16 protein-coding genes and 1 pseudogene are annotated in these 18,089 nt (G+C 76.5%); 10 read left to right on the top strand and 7 right to left on the bottom strand.

Annotated elements, in window-relative coordinates:
• Positions 1 to 58 precede the first annotated feature (58 nt).
• Together ACIQUR_RS28175 and ACIQUR_RS28170 are read left to right on the top strand one after the other, a co-directional pair.
• Positions 59 to 2,590 (top strand): hypothetical protein, encoded by a 2,532-nt coding sequence (locus ACIQUR_RS28175; RefSeq protein WP_403669910.1) that lies wholly within the window; start codon positions 59 to 61, stop codon positions 2,588 to 2,590.
• A 75-nt stretch (positions 2,591 to 2,665) separates the two neighbouring features.
• Entirely contained in the window at positions 2,666 to 3,070 is a 405-nt protein-coding gene (locus ACIQUR_RS28170; RefSeq protein WP_403669908.1) for a hypothetical protein, read from the top strand.
• A 77-nt stretch (positions 3,071 to 3,147) separates the two neighbouring features.
• On the opposite strand, the gene ACIQUR_RS28165 is transcribed toward ACIQUR_RS28170, so the two are convergent.
• Entirely contained in the window at positions 3,148 to 3,363 is a 216-nt protein-coding gene (locus tag ACIQUR_RS28165; RefSeq protein WP_403669905.1) for a hypothetical protein, read from the bottom strand.
• 104 nt (positions 3,364 to 3,467) lie between these two features.
• Between ACIQUR_RS28165 and ACIQUR_RS28160 the strand changes: the two genes are divergently transcribed.
• Positions 3,468 to 3,698, top strand: a complete 231-nt coding sequence (locus ACIQUR_RS28160) for a hypothetical protein (RefSeq protein WP_403669902.1) — start codon at positions 3,468 to 3,470, stop codon at positions 3,696 to 3,698.
• Between the two features lie 108 nt (positions 3,699 to 3,806).
• Positions 3,807 to 4,340 (top strand): TerD family protein, encoded by a 534-nt coding sequence (locus ACIQUR_RS28155; protein WP_403669899.1) that lies wholly within the window; start codon positions 3,807 to 3,809, stop codon positions 4,338 to 4,340.
• A 15-nt stretch (positions 4,341 to 4,355) separates the two neighbouring features.
• Here ACIQUR_RS28155 and ACIQUR_RS28150 read toward each other — a convergent pair whose 3' ends face one another.
• Entirely contained in the window at positions 4,356 to 5,612 is a 1,257-nt protein-coding gene (locus ACIQUR_RS28150) for a cytochrome P450 (RefSeq protein WP_403670176.1), read from the bottom strand.
• Positions 5,613 to 6,108: 496 nt separating this feature from the next.
• Between ACIQUR_RS28150 and ACIQUR_RS28145 the strand changes: the two genes are divergently transcribed.
• Positions 6,109 to 7,593, top strand: a complete 1,485-nt coding sequence (locus ACIQUR_RS28145) for a hypothetical protein (protein WP_403669896.1) — start codon at positions 6,109 to 6,111, stop codon at positions 7,591 to 7,593.
• 143 nt (positions 7,594 to 7,736) lie between these two features.
• Here ACIQUR_RS28145 and ACIQUR_RS28140 read toward each other — a convergent pair whose 3' ends face one another.
• The 3 genes and pseudogenes from ACIQUR_RS28140 to ACIQUR_RS28130 form a co-directional block, all read right to left on the bottom strand.
• Positions 7,737 to 8,855, bottom strand: coding sequence for a hypothetical protein (locus ACIQUR_RS28140; protein ID WP_403669894.1), 1,119 nt, complete (start codon positions 8,853 to 8,855; stop codon positions 7,737 to 7,739).
• A 167-nt stretch (positions 8,856 to 9,022) separates the two neighbouring features.
• Positions 9,023 to 9,610: pseudogene (locus ACIQUR_RS28135) on the bottom strand (ankyrin repeat domain-containing protein); the annotation flags it as partial.
• A 253-nt stretch (positions 9,611 to 9,863) separates the two neighbouring features.
• Positions 9,864 to 10,334: a MarR family winged helix-turn-helix transcriptional regulator gene (locus tag ACIQUR_RS28130; protein WP_403669891.1), complete on the bottom strand. Its 471-nt coding sequence runs from the start codon at positions 10,332 to 10,334 to the stop codon at positions 9,864 to 9,866.
• A 135-nt stretch (positions 10,335 to 10,469) separates the two neighbouring features.
• On the opposite strand from ACIQUR_RS28130, the gene ACIQUR_RS28125 reads away from it, so the two are divergent.
• Positions 10,470 to 11,348 (top strand): SDR family NAD(P)-dependent oxidoreductase, encoded by an 879-nt coding sequence (locus tag ACIQUR_RS28125; protein WP_403669888.1) that lies wholly within the window; start codon positions 10,470 to 10,472, stop codon positions 11,346 to 11,348.
• A gap of 63 nt (positions 11,349 to 11,411) precedes the next feature.
• Positions 11,412 to 12,098 carry a cysteine hydrolase family protein gene (locus ACIQUR_RS28120; protein WP_403669885.1) on the top strand — a complete coding sequence of 229 codons (687 nt, stop codon included), beginning with the start codon at positions 11,412 to 11,414 and terminating at the stop codon, positions 12,096 to 12,098.
• Here the strand turns inward: ACIQUR_RS28120 and ACIQUR_RS28115 are convergent.
• Positions 12,020 to 12,622: a histidine phosphatase family protein gene (locus ACIQUR_RS28115; RefSeq protein WP_403669882.1), complete on the bottom strand. Its 603-nt coding sequence runs from the start codon at positions 12,620 to 12,622 to the stop codon at positions 12,020 to 12,022. The genes ACIQUR_RS28120 and ACIQUR_RS28115 overlap by 79 nt on opposite strands.
• 135 nt (positions 12,623 to 12,757) lie before the next feature.
• Complete coding sequence (locus ACIQUR_RS28110) at positions 12,758 to 14,524, bottom strand: serine/threonine-protein kinase (RefSeq protein ID WP_403670173.1); 1,767 nt, start codon at positions 14,522 to 14,524, stop codon at positions 12,758 to 12,760.
• 152 nt (positions 14,525 to 14,676) lie between these two features.
• Between ACIQUR_RS28110 and ACIQUR_RS28105 the strand changes: the two genes are divergently transcribed.
• The 3 genes from ACIQUR_RS28105 to ACIQUR_RS28095 all read left to right on the top strand — a co-directional run bounded on the left by ACIQUR_RS28105 (position 14,677) and on the right by ACIQUR_RS28095 (position 18,044).
• Positions 14,677 to 15,378 (top strand): M15 family metallopeptidase, encoded by a 702-nt coding sequence (locus ACIQUR_RS28105; protein WP_403669879.1) that lies wholly within the window; start codon positions 14,677 to 14,679, stop codon positions 15,376 to 15,378.
• 162 nt (positions 15,379 to 15,540) lie between these two features.
• Complete coding sequence (locus ACIQUR_RS28100) at positions 15,541 to 17,364, top strand: VanW family protein (RefSeq protein WP_403669877.1); 1,824 nt, start codon at positions 15,541 to 15,543, stop codon at positions 17,362 to 17,364.
• Positions 17,365 to 17,465: 101 nt separating this feature from the next.
• Positions 17,466 to 18,044, top strand: coding sequence for a PadR family transcriptional regulator (locus tag ACIQUR_RS28095; protein WP_403669874.1), 579 nt, complete (start codon positions 17,466 to 17,468; stop codon positions 18,042 to 18,044).
• Positions 18,045 to 18,089: the final 45 nt, after the last annotated feature.

Raw genomic sequence — 18,089 nt, 5'->3', positions numbered from 1 at the left:
CGAGGCCTCGGACGGGTCGGGGGGATCCATGGGACGGGTGGGCGGCAGAGGGAGAGTGGTGCTCCTGTGCGCGGTCCTGGTCGCGCTGGGGAGCCCGTGGAGCCACGAGCTGCTGCTGGAGTGGTGGCCGCACGACCAGGCGCTCTGGCTGCTCTACCGGTCCCTGTTCGTCCCCCGGTGGAGCCTCGCGGAGCAGGCCGGCCGCCTCGAGTCCGGGATGCCCTGGCAGGACGACGTGGGGCCGGTCGGCCTGCTGCTCGGCATCGTGCTGCTCGTACCGCGCCTGGTGGGCCGGGCCCCCGCGGCCGGGGGTGTCCGGTGGGCGGCCGCCCTCGGGACCGGCGAACTGGTCTCCGTACTCTCCACGCTCCTGTGGTGGGCGGTCGCCGTGCTCACCGGCCCCGGCAGCTCCGTCCTGCTGCGCACGGCCCCGTCCGAAGCCCTGGTCCCGTTCCTCTTCGACGCCCTGGTCTTCGGCCTCGTACTGGGCCTGCTCATCGGCGTCGTGTACGCCGGGGCGCCGGCGGCGCCGGGCTCCGGGCGCGGGGCCCCCACCGCCTTCCGCACGCGCATCCGTGAACGGAGCACCGCCATGGCCGACCCCACCGCGAGCGTCACCGAGCCGGTCGCGACCGGCACCACGCCCGGCGACATCACCCGCTACCTGAGCGCGGGGGCCTACCTGGATCCGGCCTTCGCGCGGCGCGTGGTGGACGGCGTGCTCGGGGACCGGCTGGGCGCGGTCGCCGTCTCGCCCGGCGTCGACCTGGTGCCGGTCGCCCGGCACGCGTTCGCCGCCCGGCGGCTGCACCGCCGGCGCGACCGGCGGCTGGCCGCGGCCTTGGGCCTGGTGCTCGCGGCCGCCCCGCTGTGGGTGTTCGCCGCCCCCTTCGCACTCCGGGTGCTGGGGGCGGCGGCCACGCCGCGGGCGTCGCGCCGGGTGGCCCGCGGCCGGGGCGTGCCGCTCACCTCCGAGGTGGCGTGGCGGCTGGCCGGTACGGCCTTCGGCCTGGTGGTGGCGGGCGTGCTGGTGGGGGCCGGGCTGTCGGCCGTACCGCTGCCGGGAGCGCTGGGCTGGCTGGTGGGCGGCTACCTGCTCGGCGTCCCCGCGGTCCTCGCGGTGACGGCGGCCTGCGCGCTGGCGCTGCGCGCGCTGCTCGACGAGGAGACCGAGATCGACGCACGGCTGGCCGGGCCGCTGCGGCGCGGCGTCTTCGACGCCGCCCGGCTGCCGGACGCCGGCGCCGTCGAGCCGTGGGCGGCGGCGGGGATCGCCGCCGTGGCCGAGGCGCAGCGCGGCAACGTCACCTGTCACAGCACCTTCTCACCGTTCATCGGCTACGGCGGGCAGGAGTCGGCCTGGGACCTGACGGTGCCGCTGCTGCCCGCCCGGCCGGGCGCCGGGCCGTCCGGGGACGGTGGCGGGGGCGCGCCCGCCGCGGTGGCCGCCTTCGACGCCTGGGACGTACTGGAACGCCTGCGGAGCGGACTGCGCGCGACGGCCGCCGTCACCGTGGCGGCCGCGGGGGCGGGGGCGACGGCGACGGCCGGGGCGGACGCGGGTGGGTCCGGAGGGGCGGGCGGTACGGGTGATGTGGTCGGTGCGGGTGGTGCGGGCAGCGTCGCCGGTACGGGCCGTGCGGCCGGTGGGGTCGGTACGGACGGTGCCGTCGGTACCGGCGGCGCCGGCACCGGTGGCGTGACCGGTACGGACGGCGTCGCCGGCAGGGTCGGCGGTGCCGGGGACGGGGCTCCGTATCCGGCCGGACTCCGCGTCGAGCACCGGGTGTTCGTCAGCGGCCGCGAGCTCGTCGCCGGCAGTCCGCTGCTGCCCGATCCGCTCCGCGCCCCCGCCACCCGCCTGCCCGACGAGGCGCTGCGCCGGATCGCGGGCCGTCCGGACGGCGTGGCCCGGCTGTGGCTCGCCACCCATCTGCCCCTGTGGGGCGGGGAGGTGGTTCCCAGCCATTTCGTCCACGCGGCGGTGACCGACCGGACCCTGCACCTGCGCTGCGAGCGGTTCGTCCTGGACCCCGCACCCGCCGGGTTCCACGTGATGGACCTGCTGCCGCCGGACGCGCGGCGCGGTGCGGCCGCAGCGGCCGGGGACCGGCGCCGCCTCCTCGCCCTCCAGGCCGTACGCCGGGGCGCCGGCGCCCTGCGGCGGGCCCCGCGGGCCTTCCTGGCGGACGTCGTGGCCGAGCGGCGCAGGGCCGGTGCGCTCCGGCGCGAGCTGCGGGCCGCGGCCGAGGACCCGGCGTTCGACCGGGGTGCCCGGATGAGCGTCCGGGAGGCGGGTACCGGGCCCGTCTACTCCCACCACTTCCAGCGGCTGGACGCCCAGCGCACGCTGAACGCGCTCGACCGGCACGCCCTGGCCGCCGTACGGGACTTCCTGGACGAACACGGCGTGGACACCTCCGACTTCCGGGCCCAGAGCCAGACCATCCTCAACCACGGCGTCCTGCAGACCGGCGGCGTGAGCGTCGTGGGCAACCAGGCCGTGGGCCCCGGCGCGCGGGCCGAGGCCCGGTCGGCCACGGCCAGTGCCGGTGGGCCGCCGGGGCCCGGCGGCCCGCCGAACCGCTGAACCGCTGAACCGCTGAACCGCTGAACCGCTGAACCCTGACCCGCCGCACCGCTGAACAGGAAGACAGGAACCGACATGTCCCAGCAGCCCGGCCCCTCTCCCGACGGCGCCCGGCCCGTCGTGAACCTCGGGATCCAGCAGTACGGGGGCCACAGCCACGTCGCGAACCAGGCCGTGGGCCCGAACGCCCGGGCCGTGGCCGGCCAGGTCTTCATGCAGGCCCCCACCATCGACCAGCGCGCCCGGCTGGACGATCTGCTCCGGCAGGTCGAGCGCCTCCTGGAGGAACACCGGAGCGCGCTGCCCGACCAGGAGGCCCCCCGCGCGGAGCTGCGGCGCCTGCGGGAGGAACTCGACGAGGACCAGCCTGAGCCGGGCGTGGTGCGCCGGGCCCTGGACCGCCTGACCGCCTTCGCCCAGCCCGCGGCCCCCCTGGCCGCCGCCGTAGCCGAGCTCACCCGTCTGTTCCAGCCCTCCTGAACCCCACCGGCCCCGGGCGGCGGCCCGCCACGCACAGCCCCGGCCGCATCGGGCAGCGCTCGCCCCAGCCGGCGGCCTTAGCCCGGGAGGTGGCCGGTGGAAGGGTCGATCTGGGCGAGGAAGTCGCGGGCGGACTCTTCGAGTTCGGCCGGCGTGAGGGAGTCGGCGCCGTGGACCGCGGTCGTGAAGCCGTAGCCCTCGTTCGGGCCCGAGTCCCAGGTGAAGTCGTAGACACCGCGCGCGTCCTCGCGCGCGGTGACGGTGAAGCGTTCCCCGTCCACGATCAGCTGCATGCCCTGCTCTCCCCCGTTGCGACGGTGTTGTCGGACCCATCATGGAGCATGGCGGTGACGTGTGCTGAGGGGGCCGTCAGGTGGGTGGGGTTCGGGGGTGGGCCGTGCGGCGGAAGGTGTGGGTGTGGGCGCTCGTGGTCTGGGGGGTGCTCGTGGCCGCGGGCGGCGTCGCCACCCTGTGGCTGGACGGGCCGGGGGGCGGGGCCGCGCCGCGGAAGGTCTGGGAGCCGGTGGCGACGCCGTCCGCCCTGCCGACGCTGGATCCCGCCGACTGCGAGGGCCACGGAGCGGACCCGCTCGGGCCCAGGGCGATATGCGCCGAGGCGCGTGAGTGACGGGGGAATGCGGCTGGAATGCGGGGCACGCTTGATCACTTGGGGTGGCAGCATGGGGGGTTCACGACGGTGACCGGCGGTGCCGGCGGAGGAGAGGGGTGGGGGCCGATGAGCGGTTTCCGCAAGGGTCCGGCGAAGGTCGAGGTCGCGCTGAAGTGGGATCCCGCGCCGGCCGGGCGGCCGCCGCACGACCTCGACCTGGTGGCGGCCACGTACGCGGCCGGGGACCCGCACGGCGAGCCGGTGTACGTCGTGCACTTCGGCAGCCGGTCGCCCGACGGCACGATCACCCTCGACCGGGACAGCCGCACCGGCCAGGGCTTCGGCTACGACGAGGTGATGACCGTCGAACTCGACCGGATCCGGCCGGAGCTGGGCCGCGTCGTGGTCGGCGTGTCCGTGCAGGACCAGGGCGGCCGGGTGACCTTCGGCGAGATAGCCAATGCCGGTTTCCGGATCCGCGAGGGGCACACGGTGCTGGCCGAGGGCGGCTTCGCCGAGGTGGGCGACTGCCCGGCCGCGCTGGTGGCCGAGTTCGTGCGCGACGCGGCCGGCGCCTGGACGTTCGTGGCGGGGCTGCGCGGCTCCCAGTCCGGACCCGCCGAGTTCGTACGGGCCATGGGCGCGCTCCGCGCCGGCTGAGCGCCGGCACCCCGGTCAGGCCAGGCTGACGGGGGTGGCGCCGTCCGGGCGGACCGTGATCCCGAAGACCGTCCCGGCCGGGGTGGTGCGGAAGCGCGGCCGGTGGGCGGGCAGCAGGTGCTCCAGCAGTGCGGTGGCCTCGCGCAGGGCGAACCGGAGGCCCAGGCAGGCCCGCGGGCCGATGCCGAAGGGCAGGTGGCTGCCGGGCTCGGACGGGCGGCGGCCCGGCGTGGTGAACCGTGCCGGGTCGAACCGCTCCGGGTCGGGCCACAGCTCCGGGTCGCGGTGGGTGAGGTACGGGCAGACCAGGACGTCGGTGCCGGCCGGCACCGCGTGCCCGGCGAGCAGGCCGTCCTCGACCGCGTGGCGCGGCAGGATCCAGGCGGCCGGGTACAGGCGCAGCGCCTCCTGGACGAGCGCGCCGAGGGCCTGACGGCGCTCCGGCGTGCCCTCGCCGCCCGCGGCCAGGGCCTCCTCCCGTGCCTCCGGGTGGCCGTCCAGCAGCAGGTACAGCCAGGTCAGGGTGGTGGCCGTGGTCTCGTGGCCGGCCACCAGCAGGGTGACCAGCTCGTCCCTGAGCAGGTCGTCGGTGTACTCGGCGTGCTGGCCCGCCGCGTCGAGCAGCACGTGCAGCAGCCCCGGGCCGTCCGGCCCGGCCTCGCCGCGGCGGGCCGCCGCGATCGCGTGCCGGGCGACGGCGTCGATCCTGGCCAGCTCGGCGGCCACCGCCGCACCCGGGGCACGGGCGGGCAGGGTGGGGAGGGCGCCCATCACCGTGGAGACGGCGCCCAGTTCGCGCTCGGTGTCCGGGTCGAGGGGGTGCCCCGTCAGGGAGCGCCAGATGGTGTCCAGGGCGAAGCGCCGCATCTCGTCGCCCAGGTCGAACTCCTCGCCGGTGCGCGCGTACGCCGCCCAGCGCCCCGCGGCCGTACGGGCGGCCGCCTCGATCCGGTCCTCGTAGCGCCGCATTCCCTTGCCGGTGAACTGGCCCTGGAGCACGCGCCGCTGCCCGCGCCAGGCGTCGCCGGTGGCGGAGAGCACGCCGTCGCCGACGAGCAGGCGGGCACGGTGGGAGCGTTTGACGTACCGGTCCGGGTGGAGGGCGAGCACCTGCTGGACGGCCCGGGGGTCGGTGACGAGCACGGTGGGGTCCGGGCCGAGGCGGAACGCGGCCACGCCGCCCAGGAGTTCACGCGTCCGGGTGAGCAGGTCCACCAGTTCGCCGCCGTCCGCGCGCCAGCGCGCGACGAGCGCGGGGTCCAGTTCGGGCACCGGCACCCCGTCCCCGGCCGGCGGGGAGGGCACGGGCGAAGGGGCCGGTACGGGGCCTGACTCGGCGTGGGTGGCCACGGGGCTGCTCCAGGTGCGGGGGTGGCGTGGGGGGCGGGGTGGTGTGGGGGGCGGCGCGGGCCGGCCGGCACGGACGACGGGGCACGGCGGCACGCACAAGGGCACGGGCCCGAACACGGGACCAAACCCGGGCACGGGCACGGGCACGGGCACGGGCACGGGCACGGGCACGACGGACTGTACGGGAGCGCGTGCGGGGGGTGAAAGGGCGCATCGCGCCGTCCGTCCGACCCCCCGAAGCGTCACCTCTCCCCCATTCCATCCAAGCCTCAACTGTCGCTTTTTGAAGCAGTTCTGAGGATCCGTCGATTACGAGAGAGTCGCGTGCTCATGTCATGATTCCGCTGCCGCATTACTTCCCAGTAGGGATCTTGCCGGCACCCACCCCCCTCATCCTCGAACCGCGGAGGACGCCCCCGTGCGCAGGCCCGCCAGGACCATCCTCGTCCCGTTACTGACCTCCCTCGCCCTCGCCGCCACCGGCTGCTCGGCCACCGGCACGGCACCCGGGGCCGCCCCCGCCGCCCCGGTGGCGGCCGTCACCCCCACCCCCGCGGCCGGCGGGGAGCTGCTCGCCGTCGCCGCGGCGCCGCGCTCCACGCCGACGGCCGTGGCACGCCCCGACGCCAAGGGCGGCGCGCCCGCGGCGAGCGGCGCCCGGCGGAGTGCCCTGAAGGTGGCGTCGTACGACAAGCGCACCCGACGCGCCGTCATATCCGGCCCGACCACGCCCCTTCCGCCGCCGAAGGGCACACCCGGGACACCTGATCCCACCCGGCCCGGCGCGACGGCCGGACCGAGCGCCGCCCCCTCCGCCGGGCCCCCGGCCGGGAACGCCCCCGTACGGGCCGGTGACGTGATCGCCAGCCCGCCCGCCCCCGGCGCGCCGGACGGCCTCCTCGCCGAGGTCACCGAGGTCGTACGGACCACCGGCCGCGGCACGGAGGTCGTCACCCGCCCCGCCGCCCTCAGCGCGCTCCTCGGCGACGACAAGGCCGCCGGCCAGGTGCCGGTCGACCCGTCCACCATCGGGGTCGAACCCCTCGTGGACGGCGTGGAGTTCTCCTGGACGAAGCCCGACGGAGTGCACTTCGGGCCCAACGGCGCGAAGGTGCCCGTGGGCCGGCTCCGGCTCGACGTCGGTGCCGCGCTCGCGACCGCCGAGGGCGCGCCCGTGTCGGCCGCCGCCTCCGTCTCCGGCTTCGTGGAGCTCGCTCCGGAGGTGGAGTTCTCGTACGACGGCGGCGCACTCGGGTCGCTGGGCAGGTCCGGCCCCGGCACGGCCTTCCTCGGGATGAGCGGCGACTGGTCCGCGCAGTGGGCCCTGAAGGGCCGGGCGGCGGCCACCGCCTCCCAGCGGATCCCGTTCGCCAGGCTGCACGCCGACCCGGTGATCCAGGTCGGACCGGTGCCCGTGGTCGTCAACCTCGACCTGACCGTGTACCTGCTGCTGGAGGCCGACGGCCGGATCACCCTGGACGTGCGCCAGGACGTGAAGGGCGACTTCCGCGTCGGCGGCAGCTACGCCCGCGGCCAGGGCTGGACCCCGGTCAGCAGCTCCGAGGTCAGGAGCACCCCGGTGACGGCCACCGTCACGGCGGCCGGCCGGGCGAAGGCCGCACTGGGCGCGGAGGCGTCCGTCGGCCTGTACGGGATGGCCGGCGTCGGCGCGGACTTCGCGCCGTACCTCCGGGCCGGCGCCGAGGCCACCGGCACCGCGTCCACGGACGGCAGCGCGACGCTGACCGGCTCCTGGTCGGTGCACGGCGGGTTCGACCTGAGCGGGCACCTGCAGCTCCAGCTCTCGGTCTTCGGCACGCCGGTCTTCCGGAAGCGGATTCCGCTGGGCTCGCTGAACCGCGAGTGGCCCCTCGCCTCCGGTCAGGGGAAGACGTCGGTCTGAGTGCGCCCGGAGGCCGGCCGGACCCCGGTCCGGCCGGCCCCGAAGCGTCCGCGGCCCCGAAGCGTCCCCGGCCCCGAAGCATCCGCGGCCCCGAAGCATCCGCGGCACCGTCAGTCCGGCCGGCCGGCGGTCCACGGCGCGGGTCAGAGGACGACGATCCCCAACGGCCGCTCCCCCGCGGGCAGACGGCGGGTCCCGCCGCTCGCGAGGTCGACGACGGTGAGGCCGTCCCAGTGGCCGTCCCGCGTGAACCCGCCGGTGACGTACGCCGTCCGGCCGTCGCGGGACACCGCCACCGACTCGTGCGGCCCGTCGAGGGGGACGACGCGCTCGCGGCCGTCGGGAGCCCGGACCGTGAGCGAGGGGCCCGCGTCCTCCTCCGGGTCGATCGGGCCGGTGCCGACGACCAGCAGGGTGCCGTCCGGCGCGACGGCGGCGCCGTGCTGGTGCGTATCGGCCGTCATCGGCTCCACGGTGGACCTCCCGGTCCGCGGGTCCAGTACGACCAGCCGCTCGCCCTCGAAGGGCAGCAGCAGTCTGCCGTCCGAGGGCCGTACGGCGGCGTAGTGCGGCTTCAGCCAGGAGCCGAGCCCGCCCTCCGTGCCGTACGGGGCGACCTCGACGCGGCGGGGGCGCAGCGAGCCGGCGTCCACCACGGTCACGTCGAAGGAGTCGTGCCCGGTGGCGTACACCTCGCGACCGTCGGCCGAGACGTCCACGTCGAAGGGGCGGCGCCCGACCGGGACCGCGTGCGTGACCTCCAGGCGGGCGGTGTCCAGCACCTCCAGGACGCCGGTGCGGCCGGGCACGTTCACGCCCACGTAGGCGCGGCTGCCGTCGGGCGCGAGGGCGATGCCCATGCCGCCGCCGCGGTACTCCCCCGTGTCCGGGCGGCCGGTGGCGGTGCGGTACGGGACGAGGGCGAGCCGGGTGCGCTTGCGGGTGTCGACGACGGCGACGCCCTCGGCCGTGGCGACCCAGGCCCGCCCGTCCGGGCCGAGAGCCAGGCCGTACGGGGCCGTGCCGACCCGTACCGAGCCGGTGGCGCCGCGCACCGGGTCCACGAAGGTGACGGTGTCGGCGCCGAAGTCGGCCACCAGCAGCGTGCCGGGGGCCGGCGGCGCGGCGGGGGCGGTGACGGGGCGGGTCGGTTCCGGGGCCGCCGCGCCGGCCACCCCGTCGGCGGGCGTGCAGGCGGAGAGCAGCGCGGCCGCGGCCAGGACGGGGAGCAGCGGGACGCGGGCGGGACGGCGGGCGCTCACCGGCCGGCTCCGGCCGTGGGGTCCGCGGGATCCTCGGGATCCGCGGCATCCGTGAGGTCGGGTGGGCCGACGGCGTCCCCGGCGCCCGTCATACCCGCAGTACCCGCAGGACCCGCAGGACCCGTACGGTCCACGGCGCGGTCCGGGCCCGTACGGCGGGCGGTGACGGCGCGGAGGAAGTCCGCGATGCCGGTGAACCCGCGCCGCTCGGCGTGTTCGAGGGCGGTCACGCCGTCGCGGTCGGCGAGGAGCGGCTCGGCGCCGGCGGTGACCAGCAGTTCCACGATCTCCTCGTGCGCGGGTCCGCCGTCGCCGAGGATGACGGCCTCCAGCAGGGCGGTCCACCCGAGCCGGTTGACGTGGTCGACGTCGATGTCGGTCTCGCGTACGACCGCGCGCACGTAGGCGACGTGACCGCGCTCGGCGGCCGGGATCAGGCTGACGCCGCCGTAGCGGTTGCGCAGCCGCAGGTCGGGGCCGGCCGCCAGGAGGGTCCGCATCATCGGGACGCTGCCGGTGACGCCGGTGACCAGCCAGGGGGTGTCCGACCGCAGGTCCTGGGCGTCGGGGTCGGCTCCCGCACCGACCAGGGCCCGGGCGGTGCCGACGTGGTCGCCGAGCGCGGCCAGCAGCAGGGCGGTGCGGCCGTGCGGGTCGCGGGCCTCGATCGCTGCGCCGTCCCGCAGGGCGGCCGTCACCGCGGCCGTGTCGCCGTCGGCGGCCGCGGCGAGCAGGCGGGCGTCGTGTGCGTTCATGGTGGTCGTCCCCGGTGCTGTCGACGGTCGGCGGCGCGCCGTGGGCGCGCGGTCCGGGCGGGTGCCCGCAGCAGCCATCCTCGGGGCGAGCGCGGTGTCCGGGGCTCACCGGACCGGCTGGAGCCCGTGTGCGGTCCGGTGGATCCGGGGGTCATCCGATCGGCTGACCCGGGCCGCCCCGGGCCCGGCGGTGGCCACATCCGAAGGCGCGGGCCGGACCGGCCGCTCGGCCCGTCCCCTTCCCCTCCGCCCCTCAGCGGCTGCGCGGCGGCGCGGTGGCCTTCAGCTTGGCCCAGACGGCGTTCAGGGCGTCGATGTCCGATCCTTCGAGGCGGTCGTCGAAGGCCTCGGCCAGCGCCTGGCGGCGGGTGGCGTCGGCCTCCGCGAAGGCCTTGCGGCCCTCGGCGGTGAGGGCGATGCCGACCGAGCGGGCGTCGGTCACCGAGGGGACGCGCTCGATCAGGCCGCGCGCCTGGAGGGCGTCGAGGACACGGGAGACCTGGCTGCGGCTGAGCAGGGTCCGGGCGCCGAGCGAGGAGGGCGCGACCGGGGCCGTCTGGGCGTTCAGCCAGAGCATGACCTCGAACCAGGAGAGCGGCAGGTCGTGCGCGCGGGTGAGTGCCTGGTCCACCCGGGTGGTGAGGGTCGTGCCCGCCCAGACCAGGCCGTAGAAGGCGTGGTCCCGGTCGGAGAGTTCTCCCATGGCGATGTCCTCGCGGCTCATGATCCTCAGTTTACCGGCTTGCGTGCGCGTGCACACAAACCTAAGATGTGTGCGTGTGCACGCAAGTAGCGATTGCATGCGGTATGCCCCTGTCTGTTCGTCATGACGGCGAGCCGAATCCCTGAGGAGTCTCCGATGACCCGCACCCCCGACAGCACCGACAGCACCGACAGCACCGACAAGGTCGTCCTGATCACCGGCGCCTCCTCGGGCATCGGCCTGGCCGCCGCCGTGGCCGCGGCACAGGCCGGCTGGCGGACCGTCGCCACCATGCGCGACCCGGGCAAGGCCACCGCGCTCCGCGAGGCCGCCGAGGCGGCCGGCGTCGCGGACCGGGTGGACGTGAAGCGCCTCGACGTGGTGGACACCGACACCGTGACCGCCTGCGTCAACGCGGTGATCGCCGAGTACGGGCGGCTGGACGCGGTGGTCAACAACGCCGGGGCGGGCCGCGTCGGCACCCTGGAGCAGGGCTCGCTCGGCGACGTCCGCGCCACCATGGAGGTCAACTTCTTCGGCGTGGTCAACGTCAGCCACGCCGCGCTGCCGCACCTGCGGGCCGTCGGCGGCCGTCTGATCACCGTCACCAGCGTGGGCGGCGTGGTCGGCCAGCCGTTCAACGAGGCCTACTGCGCGGCGAAGTTCGCGGTCGAGGGGTTCATGGAGTCGCTCGCGCCGGTCGCGGCGACCGTCGGCGTGCACGTCACCGTGGTCGAACCCGGCGCGGTGGCCAGCGAGTTCGTCAACAACATCGGCGTCGACGTGCCGGAGATGCTGAAGGCCGCCGGCCCGTACGCCCCCGCACTGGAGGCGTACATCAACCGGACGATGCAGACCTTCACCGGTGCCCAGACCTCGGCCGAGGCGGCCGCGCCCGTCATCGAGGCGCTCACCGCCGAGCGGCCCGCCTTCCGCGTCCAGACCTCCGACTGGGCCCGCGAGTTCGTCTCCGGCAAGCTCGCCGACCTGGACGGCTCCGCGGTCGTCGGCATGACGCGGGGTTGGGTGGCCTGACCGCCGGGGAGCCATCACCCGGCGGGCGGCGGGGGCCGCCGGCGGGAGGGTGACGGGAGTTCCGTGGACGAGGACCGGCGGCACCGGTGGGCCATCGGCGAGCGCGCGTACGAGCGGCACGAGCGCCGGCGCGGGCGGCGCTTCGTGTACGAGGAGCTGCGCCCGGAGCGGACGGCGCTGGTGGTGGTCGACGTGGTCCGGTTCTTCGTGGCGGCCGGCCCGTACGCCGCCTCGGTGGTCCCGCGGGTACGGGAGCTCGCCGGCGCGACGCGGGCGGCCGGCGGGACCGTCGCGTGGGTGCTGCCCGCCGTCGCGGCGCGTCCCGACCCGTGGGCGGTGGAGTTCTACGGGGCGGACGCGGCCGAGGCGTACCGGCGGGCCGGCGGCACCGGCACGCCCGGGGAGCGGCTGGCCCCCGGGCTGGTGCCCGGGCCCGGTGACGCCGTGGTGGAGAAGAGCGCACCCTCCGCGTTCTTCCCGGGGCGCTGCCCGCTGCCCGGCGTGCTGGAGCGGCGCGGGGTGGACACGGTCGTGGTCTGCGGGCTGGTCACCGACGTGTGCGTGGCCGCCACGGTGCGGGACGCGGCGACGATCGGGTACCGGGCGGTGCTGGTCGCCGACGCGTGCGCGACCCGCAGCGACGCCGCGCACAACGCCGTACTGGAGACGGTCTACCGCAGCTTCGGGGACGTCCGGTCGACGGCCGAGGTGGTGGCGCTGCTGTCGCGCGGGGCCGCGGGGAACGTGTAGTACCAGCCCTCCTGCCACCGGAAGGGCGCGTCCACCAGGTCCTCGATGGCGCCGCCGCCGAGCAGGCACTGGAGCGCCCAGCGGTTGGCGGAGTGGGCGATGAGCAGGACGCGCTGCCCGTCGTGGCGCTCCTGGAGGTCGGCGAGGAGACCGGCCGTGGCCGCGATGACCTCGCGGTAGCTCTGGCCGCCGCCGGGGAAGGGGGTGTCGATGTGCCGGGCCCGGACCGCGGCGACCTCCGCGACGGGGCGGCCGTTGAGTGCGCCGTAGTCGCACTCCCGCAGCCGCCGGTCCTGGCGGAGGGGGATGCCGGTGTCCGCGAACGCGATCCGGGCGGTCTCCACCGCCCGGTGCAGGTCGGAGGAGTAGACCGCGGCGAGGCCGTCGTCGCGGCGGCGCTCCCCGAGGCGGGCGGCGAAGTGGCGGCCGCGCTCGGAGAGCCGGCCGGGCAGCCAGCCGGTGGCGATGCCGCGCTCGTTGTCCTCCGTGATCGAGTGGGTCTCGTAGACGATCTCGACGGCCATGACGGTCTCCCCCAGGAGTCGCGGGCGGGCGCCCATCGTCCCGCGGCCGGCCCGTCCCGGAACAGACCGCCCGTCGACAGACCGCCCGTCGACGGACCGCCCTGCCGCGGACCGCTCCGCGGCGCGCCGAACGGGTCAGCGGCGCCGGTCCAGGGTGCCGGGCGCGCCGGCCGACTGGGCCCCTTCCGATTCGAGCTTCACGCGGTCGGGGGCGGTCAGGGTCACCACGTACAGGTTGCCCTGGGGGCAGGTGAACGGGGCGGTGCTGTCGGTGGGATGGCTGGTGGCGGCCTTGAGGAACACGGTGTCGCCGCGGACCTGGCGGAGTTCGAGCGCCTCCGTACAGCCCAGGTTGCGGCCGGTGCCGACCTCCTCCAGGTTGCTGACCTGACGCCCCACCACGTCGCCGACGGCGCCGCCCTGGAGGGTGACCGTCACCTCGAACCGCCGCGTCCGGGCCTGGGTCAGGCCGTCCGCCTTCGGCGTGCCGGGGCCGACCCCGGTCCAGGTGCCGACCCAGGACGCGGGGAGGGAGGCGTTCGCCCCCGGCCCCGCCACGGAGGGGGTGGGCGACGTCCCGCCCTTCGCGCCCTTCGCACCGTCCCCGCCGTCCTCGCCGCTCCAGGGAGAGGTGACGGCCAGGGTCACCGCCACCGCGAGCGCGGCGGCTCCCGCCACCGCCGCGGTCACCCGCCCCCGGGAGGACCGGGGCCCGGTGCCGACCGGGGTACCGGGGACGGGCGGGGCACCGGGGACGGGCGGGGCACCGGGGACGGGCGGGAGCGGGGGCGCCCCGTGGGCGGGAGCGGGCGCCGGAGTGCCGGGGGCCGCGAACGGCGTGGCGGGCCCGGGCGGCGGTGTGCCGGGGGCCGTGGGCATGCCGGGTCCGGGAGGGGGCCCGGGTGTGCCGGGGGCCGTCGGGGTCGGGGCCGGGGTCGCCGTGTCCGCCCCGGCGTCCGGTGCGGTCGCCGGGGCGTCCGCACCCCGCCGCAGCGGCGTCGTGAGCAGGTGCCCCAGCTCCCGCGCCCGGCGCGCGGCCTCCGCCGCCAGCGGGGGCGGAACCGCCTCGGCCCACGCCCCCTCGGCCGCCGGACCGCCCAGCCGGGCCGCCAGTTCCTCGGCGGTGGGCCGGTCCGCGGGTGCCTTGGCCAGGCAGTCCCGTACCAGCGGGAGCAGGTCGTCCGGCACGCCCGTGAGCCCGGGTTCGTCGTGCACGACGCGGTACAGCAGGGCCGGCAGGCTCGGTTCCTCGGCGCCGGCCAGGAACGGCCCCCGGCCGGTGGCCGCGTACACCAGCACGGCGGCCAGCGAGAACACGTCCGCCGGCGCCCCGGCCACCTCCCCGGTGGCCTGTTCCGGCGCGAGGTAGCCGGGCGTGCCGAGGACCGTGCCCGTGCGGGTGCGGCGCGGGTCGCGTACGGCGCGGGCGATGCCGAAGTCGATGAGGTACGGGCGTTCCGGGCCCAGCAGCACGTTCCCCGGCTTGATGTCCCGGTGCACGACTCCGACCGCCCGTACGGCGACCAGCGCCGCGGCCAGTTCGCGCGCCAGCGCGTGGACGGCGGGCCCGGCGAGGGGCCCGTGCCGGCCCACCCAGTCGCCCAGCGAGGGCGCGGCGACGTACTCCGTGGCCAGCCACTGCGGTGCCGCGCCGGGCGGGCTGAAGTCGACCACCGAGACCGTCCACGGGGAGCGCACGCGGTCGTTGGTGCGGATCTCCCGGGCGAACCGCTCGGCGAAGCCGGGCTCCCGGCTCAGGTCCCGGTGCACGGTCTTCAGCGCCAGGGGCCGCCCGGACGGCGTCCTGGCCAGGAACACCTCGCCCATGCCCCCCGCGCCGAGCCGTGCCAGCAGGCGGTACCCGCCGATCTCCGACGGGTCGCCGGGCTCCAGAGACTCCACCAACTCCGCCCGCCCCCATGCTCCTTGCCGGCCCGCGCGGTACGTGCCGTCCGGTGGTCACCCTAGAGGACGCCCCGGACGACGCGGGCCCGTGCGCCGCGGCCGCTCCCCGCCGGACGGCGCACGGCCCGGGATTCGCCTACGTTGGACGTGTGGGTCGGCCCAAGACCGCCCTGGCGCTGCTGGTCGTGCTGTGTTCGGCCGCGCCCGGGTGGGCACCGTCGGCGCACGCGACCGCGGGGTCCGCGCAGCAGGCCGCCGCCCGCGTGGGCGACCCGGCGACGCCCGTCCTCGCGGCCCGGGTGACCGCGGTGCCGCCGGAGCTGATCGGTGCCACGTACCGGCCCGGCTGCCCGGTGCCGCCCGGCCGGCTGCGGCTGATCCGGATGAACCACTGGGGCTTCGACGGCCGGGTGCACCGCGGGGAGATGGTGGTCCACGAGGACGCCGTGCGCCCGGTGCTGCACGCCTTCGGCGCGGCGTTCCGGGACCGGTTCCCGATCCGCCGGATGCGTGTGATGGCGGCGTACGGGGGCGACGACCGGGCCGCGATGGCGGACGACAACACCTCCGCCTTCAACTGCCGGGCGGTGACCGGGCGGCCCGGGCGGCGGTCCCAGCACGCGTACGGCGACGCCGTGGACGTCAACCCCGCCGAGAACCCGTACGTGGACCGGAACGGGACCGTCCACCCGCCTGCCGCCGCGGGCCACCTGGTGGACCGGGAGCCGGCCGGGCCCGGGGTGATCCTCGCGGACGGTGCCCTGGCCACCGCGTTCCGTGAGGCCGGGTGGGAGTGGGGCGGGCACTGGAGCGACCCCGACTACCAGCACTTCTCCGCGAACGGGCACTGAGACGAGGGCCGTGCTCCCGCTCTCCGGCGATCGTGAGAACGCGCACATTTATCCCCTATTTCGGACTATTCGCCTCATGCTGGTTCCTGGTCCGGCGCACGGGGAGGTGCGGGGGTGGGCCACCGGACCCGTGCCGTCGTGCCCGCAAGCACCAGGAGAGACATGCGACCCGTACCCCGTTGGGCGAACAACTGGCGGATCACCCTGCCCCTGGTCGGCGGGGCCGCCGTGCTCGGTTTCGGCGGCCTCTACGGCGCCGGCCTGGCGTTCGGCGCCGACGGCATAGCCGAGGGCACCACCGTCCGGGGCGTCGACATCGGCGGCATGAGCCGCACGGAGGCCGAGACGGCCCTGCGCCGCGGCCTCGGCGGGGCCGCGACCGCGCCGATGGCCCTCAAGGTCGGCGACCGGGTCGAGAGCGTCTCCCCCGCCGCCTTCGGCCTGTCCTTCGACCCCCGCGCCACGGTCGACCGCGCCGCCCCGTCGGGCTCCGACCCGGTCTCGGTGATCGGCCGCGTCGTCTCCCCGCCGCGCGGCGGGGCCGTGGAGCCCGTGGTCCACGTGGACCGGGCCGCCGGTACGGCCGCCGCCGAGCGGCTCGCCGCCACCGCCCGGCCGCCCCGTGACGGCGCCGTCACCTTCGTGGACGGCACGGCGCGCGCGGCCGCCCCCGTCACCGGCGTCACCCTGCGTGCCGACCACGCCGCCGACGCGGTACGGGCCGCCTACCTGCGCCCCGGCACCGGCCCGGTGGCCCTGCCCGTGGACGAGCGGGCACCGAAGGTGGGCGCTCGGGAGACGCAGCGGGCCCTGCGGGAGTTCGCCCAGCCCGCGATGTCGGCCCCGGTGACCGTGCGCCTCGGCGACAAGCCGGTCACCCTCACCCCCGCCGTGCTGGGCAGGCACCTCACGTTCCGCGCCGACGCCGCCGGCCGCCTCGTGCCGCAGCTGGACACCGCCGGGCTGCTGGCGGAGCGCGAGGTCGCCCGCCAGGTGGCCGCGGCCGCTCCGGAGCCCCGGGACGCCACCTTCCGCGTCGACGCGAAGGGCCGCGCGGTCGTCGCCGAGCCGGGCCGTGCCGGTGTGCGCTTCACCGAGAAGGCCTTCGGCGACACCGTCCTGGCCCTGCTGACGCGGTCGGGCGACGCCCGTACCGGCACGGTGGAGACCACGAGCGTGGAGCCCCGGCTGACGACCGCGGAGGCGCGGCGCCTGGGCATCCAGGAGAAGGTCTCGTCCTTCACCGTGCACTTCCCGGCGGCGCCGTACCGGATCACCAACATCGCGCGCGCCGTGGAGCTGATCAACGGCTCGGTCGTCATGCCCGGCCAGACCTGGAGCTTCAACGACACGGTGGGCGAGCGGACCGAGGAGAACGGGTTCGTCGACGGCATCATGATCAACGACGGCCGGTACGTGAAGTCGCCGGGCGGCGGCGTCTCCGCCGTCGCGACGACCATGTACAACGCCGCGTTCTTCGCCGGCGTCAAGCCGGTCGAGCACGGCGCCCACTCGTTCTACATCGAGCGCTACCCCGAGGGCCGCGAGGCGACCGTCGCCTGGGGCACGCTCGACCTGCGCTGGCAGAACGACACCGGGCACGCGCTCTACGTGAAGGCGGAGTCGACGGACACCTCGGTGACCATCTCCCTGCTCGGCACCAGGAAGTACGACGAGATCCGCGCCACCAAGAGCGAGCGGACCAACGTGGTGCCGCCCGGCAAGCGGACCGGCACCGGCGAGACCTGCGAGGTGCAGACGCCGCTGGAGGGCTTCGACGTCAGCGTCGACCGCGTCTTCGTCCAGGGCGGCCAGGAGGTCAAGCGGGAGACCTACAAGACCCACTACACCCCGCGCGACGAGGTCACCTGCGGACCGGAGGCCACCGAAGCGCCGAAGACCGGCGGCCAGGAGACCGGAGCCCCGGCAGCCGGAGCCGTGGAGCCGGCGGCCGAAGCCGTGGAGCCCGGCGCGCCGCAGGCCTAGGGGGGCCGCCGCGCGGGCGGGACGGGGCCGCCGGGTGAGACGCGTCTCACCCGGCGGCTCACGCTTGTCTATGCAACGAGTTGCATAAGAAGATCGGCGGCATGGCGCTTGAGCACGCGATCCTCGTCTCCCTGCTGGAGAAGCCCGGCTCCGGCTACGAGCTGGCCCGTCGCTTCGACCGGTCCATCGGCTACTTCTGGACCGCCACCCACCAGCAGATCTACCGGGTGCTCAAGCGCATGGAGGGGGACGGCTGGGTCGACGTCCGGGACGTTCCGCAGCAGGCCAGGCCGGACAAGAAGGAGTACTCCGTCGCGCCGGCCGGCCGGGAGGCCCTCGCGGCCTGGCTGCACGAGCCGGTCCAGCCCGACAGCGTCCGCCACGAGCTGGCCGTCAAGATCCGCGGCGCGGCCTTCGACGACCCGGCGGCGCTGATCCGCGAGGTCGAGCTGCACCACCGGGCGCACGCCGACCGGCTCGTGCACTACCTCGCCGGAGAGCTGCGCGACTTCACCGGACCCGACGCCCCGGCGGCGCCCGGAGCCGCCCACGAGCTGCGGCCCGGGGCCGCGCGCGAGCTCCAGCACGTCGTGCTGCGCGGCGGCATCGCGTACGAGCGGATGATGCTCGCGTGGCTCGAGGACGTGCTCGCCACCCTCCACCGGCTCACCGCGAGCTGACCCGCAGCGCCCCTCCCCCCACCGCTGCGCCCCCGATCCGCACCT

Origin of the sequence: Streptomyces sp. NPDC101132 (genome assembly GCF_044759225.1) — a bacterium.
GTDB lineage: Bacteria > Actinomycetota > Actinomycetes > Streptomycetales > Streptomycetaceae > Streptomyces.
The sequence above is the reverse complement of the archived record's forward strand: the minus strand, read 5'-3'. Positions and strand labels throughout refer to the sequence as shown.

Excerpts from the sequence above, each read along its gene's own strand:
- ACIQUR_RS28170 (WP_403669908.1), top strand. The coding sequence starts at position 2,666 with ATGTCCCAGCAGCCCGGCCCCTCTCCCGACGGCGCCCGGCCCGTCGTG.
- ACIQUR_RS28165 (WP_403669905.1), bottom strand. The coding sequence starts at position 3,363 with ATGCAGCTGATCGTGGACGGGGAACGCTTCACCGTCACCGCGCGCGAG.
- ACIQUR_RS28155 (WP_403669899.1), top strand. The coding sequence starts at position 3,807 with ATGAGCGGTTTCCGCAAGGGTCCGGCGAAGGTCGAGGTCGCGCTGAAG.
- ACIQUR_RS28130 (WP_403669891.1), bottom strand. The coding sequence starts at position 10,334 with ATGAGCCGCGAGGACATCGCCATGGGAGAACTCTCCGACCGGGACCAC.
- ACIQUR_RS28125 (WP_403669888.1), top strand. The coding sequence starts at position 10,470 with ATGACCCGCACCCCCGACAGCACCGACAGCACCGACAGCACCGACAAG.
- ACIQUR_RS28115 (WP_403669882.1), bottom strand. The coding sequence starts at position 12,622 with ATGGCCGTCGAGATCGTCTACGAGACCCACTCGATCACGGAGGACAAC.
- ACIQUR_RS28100 (WP_403669877.1), top strand. The coding sequence starts at position 15,541 with ATGCGACCCGTACCCCGTTGGGCGAACAACTGGCGGATCACCCTGCCC.
- ACIQUR_RS28095 (WP_403669874.1), top strand. The coding sequence starts at position 17,466 with ATGGCGCTTGAGCACGCGATCCTCGTCTCCCTGCTGGAGAAGCCCGGC.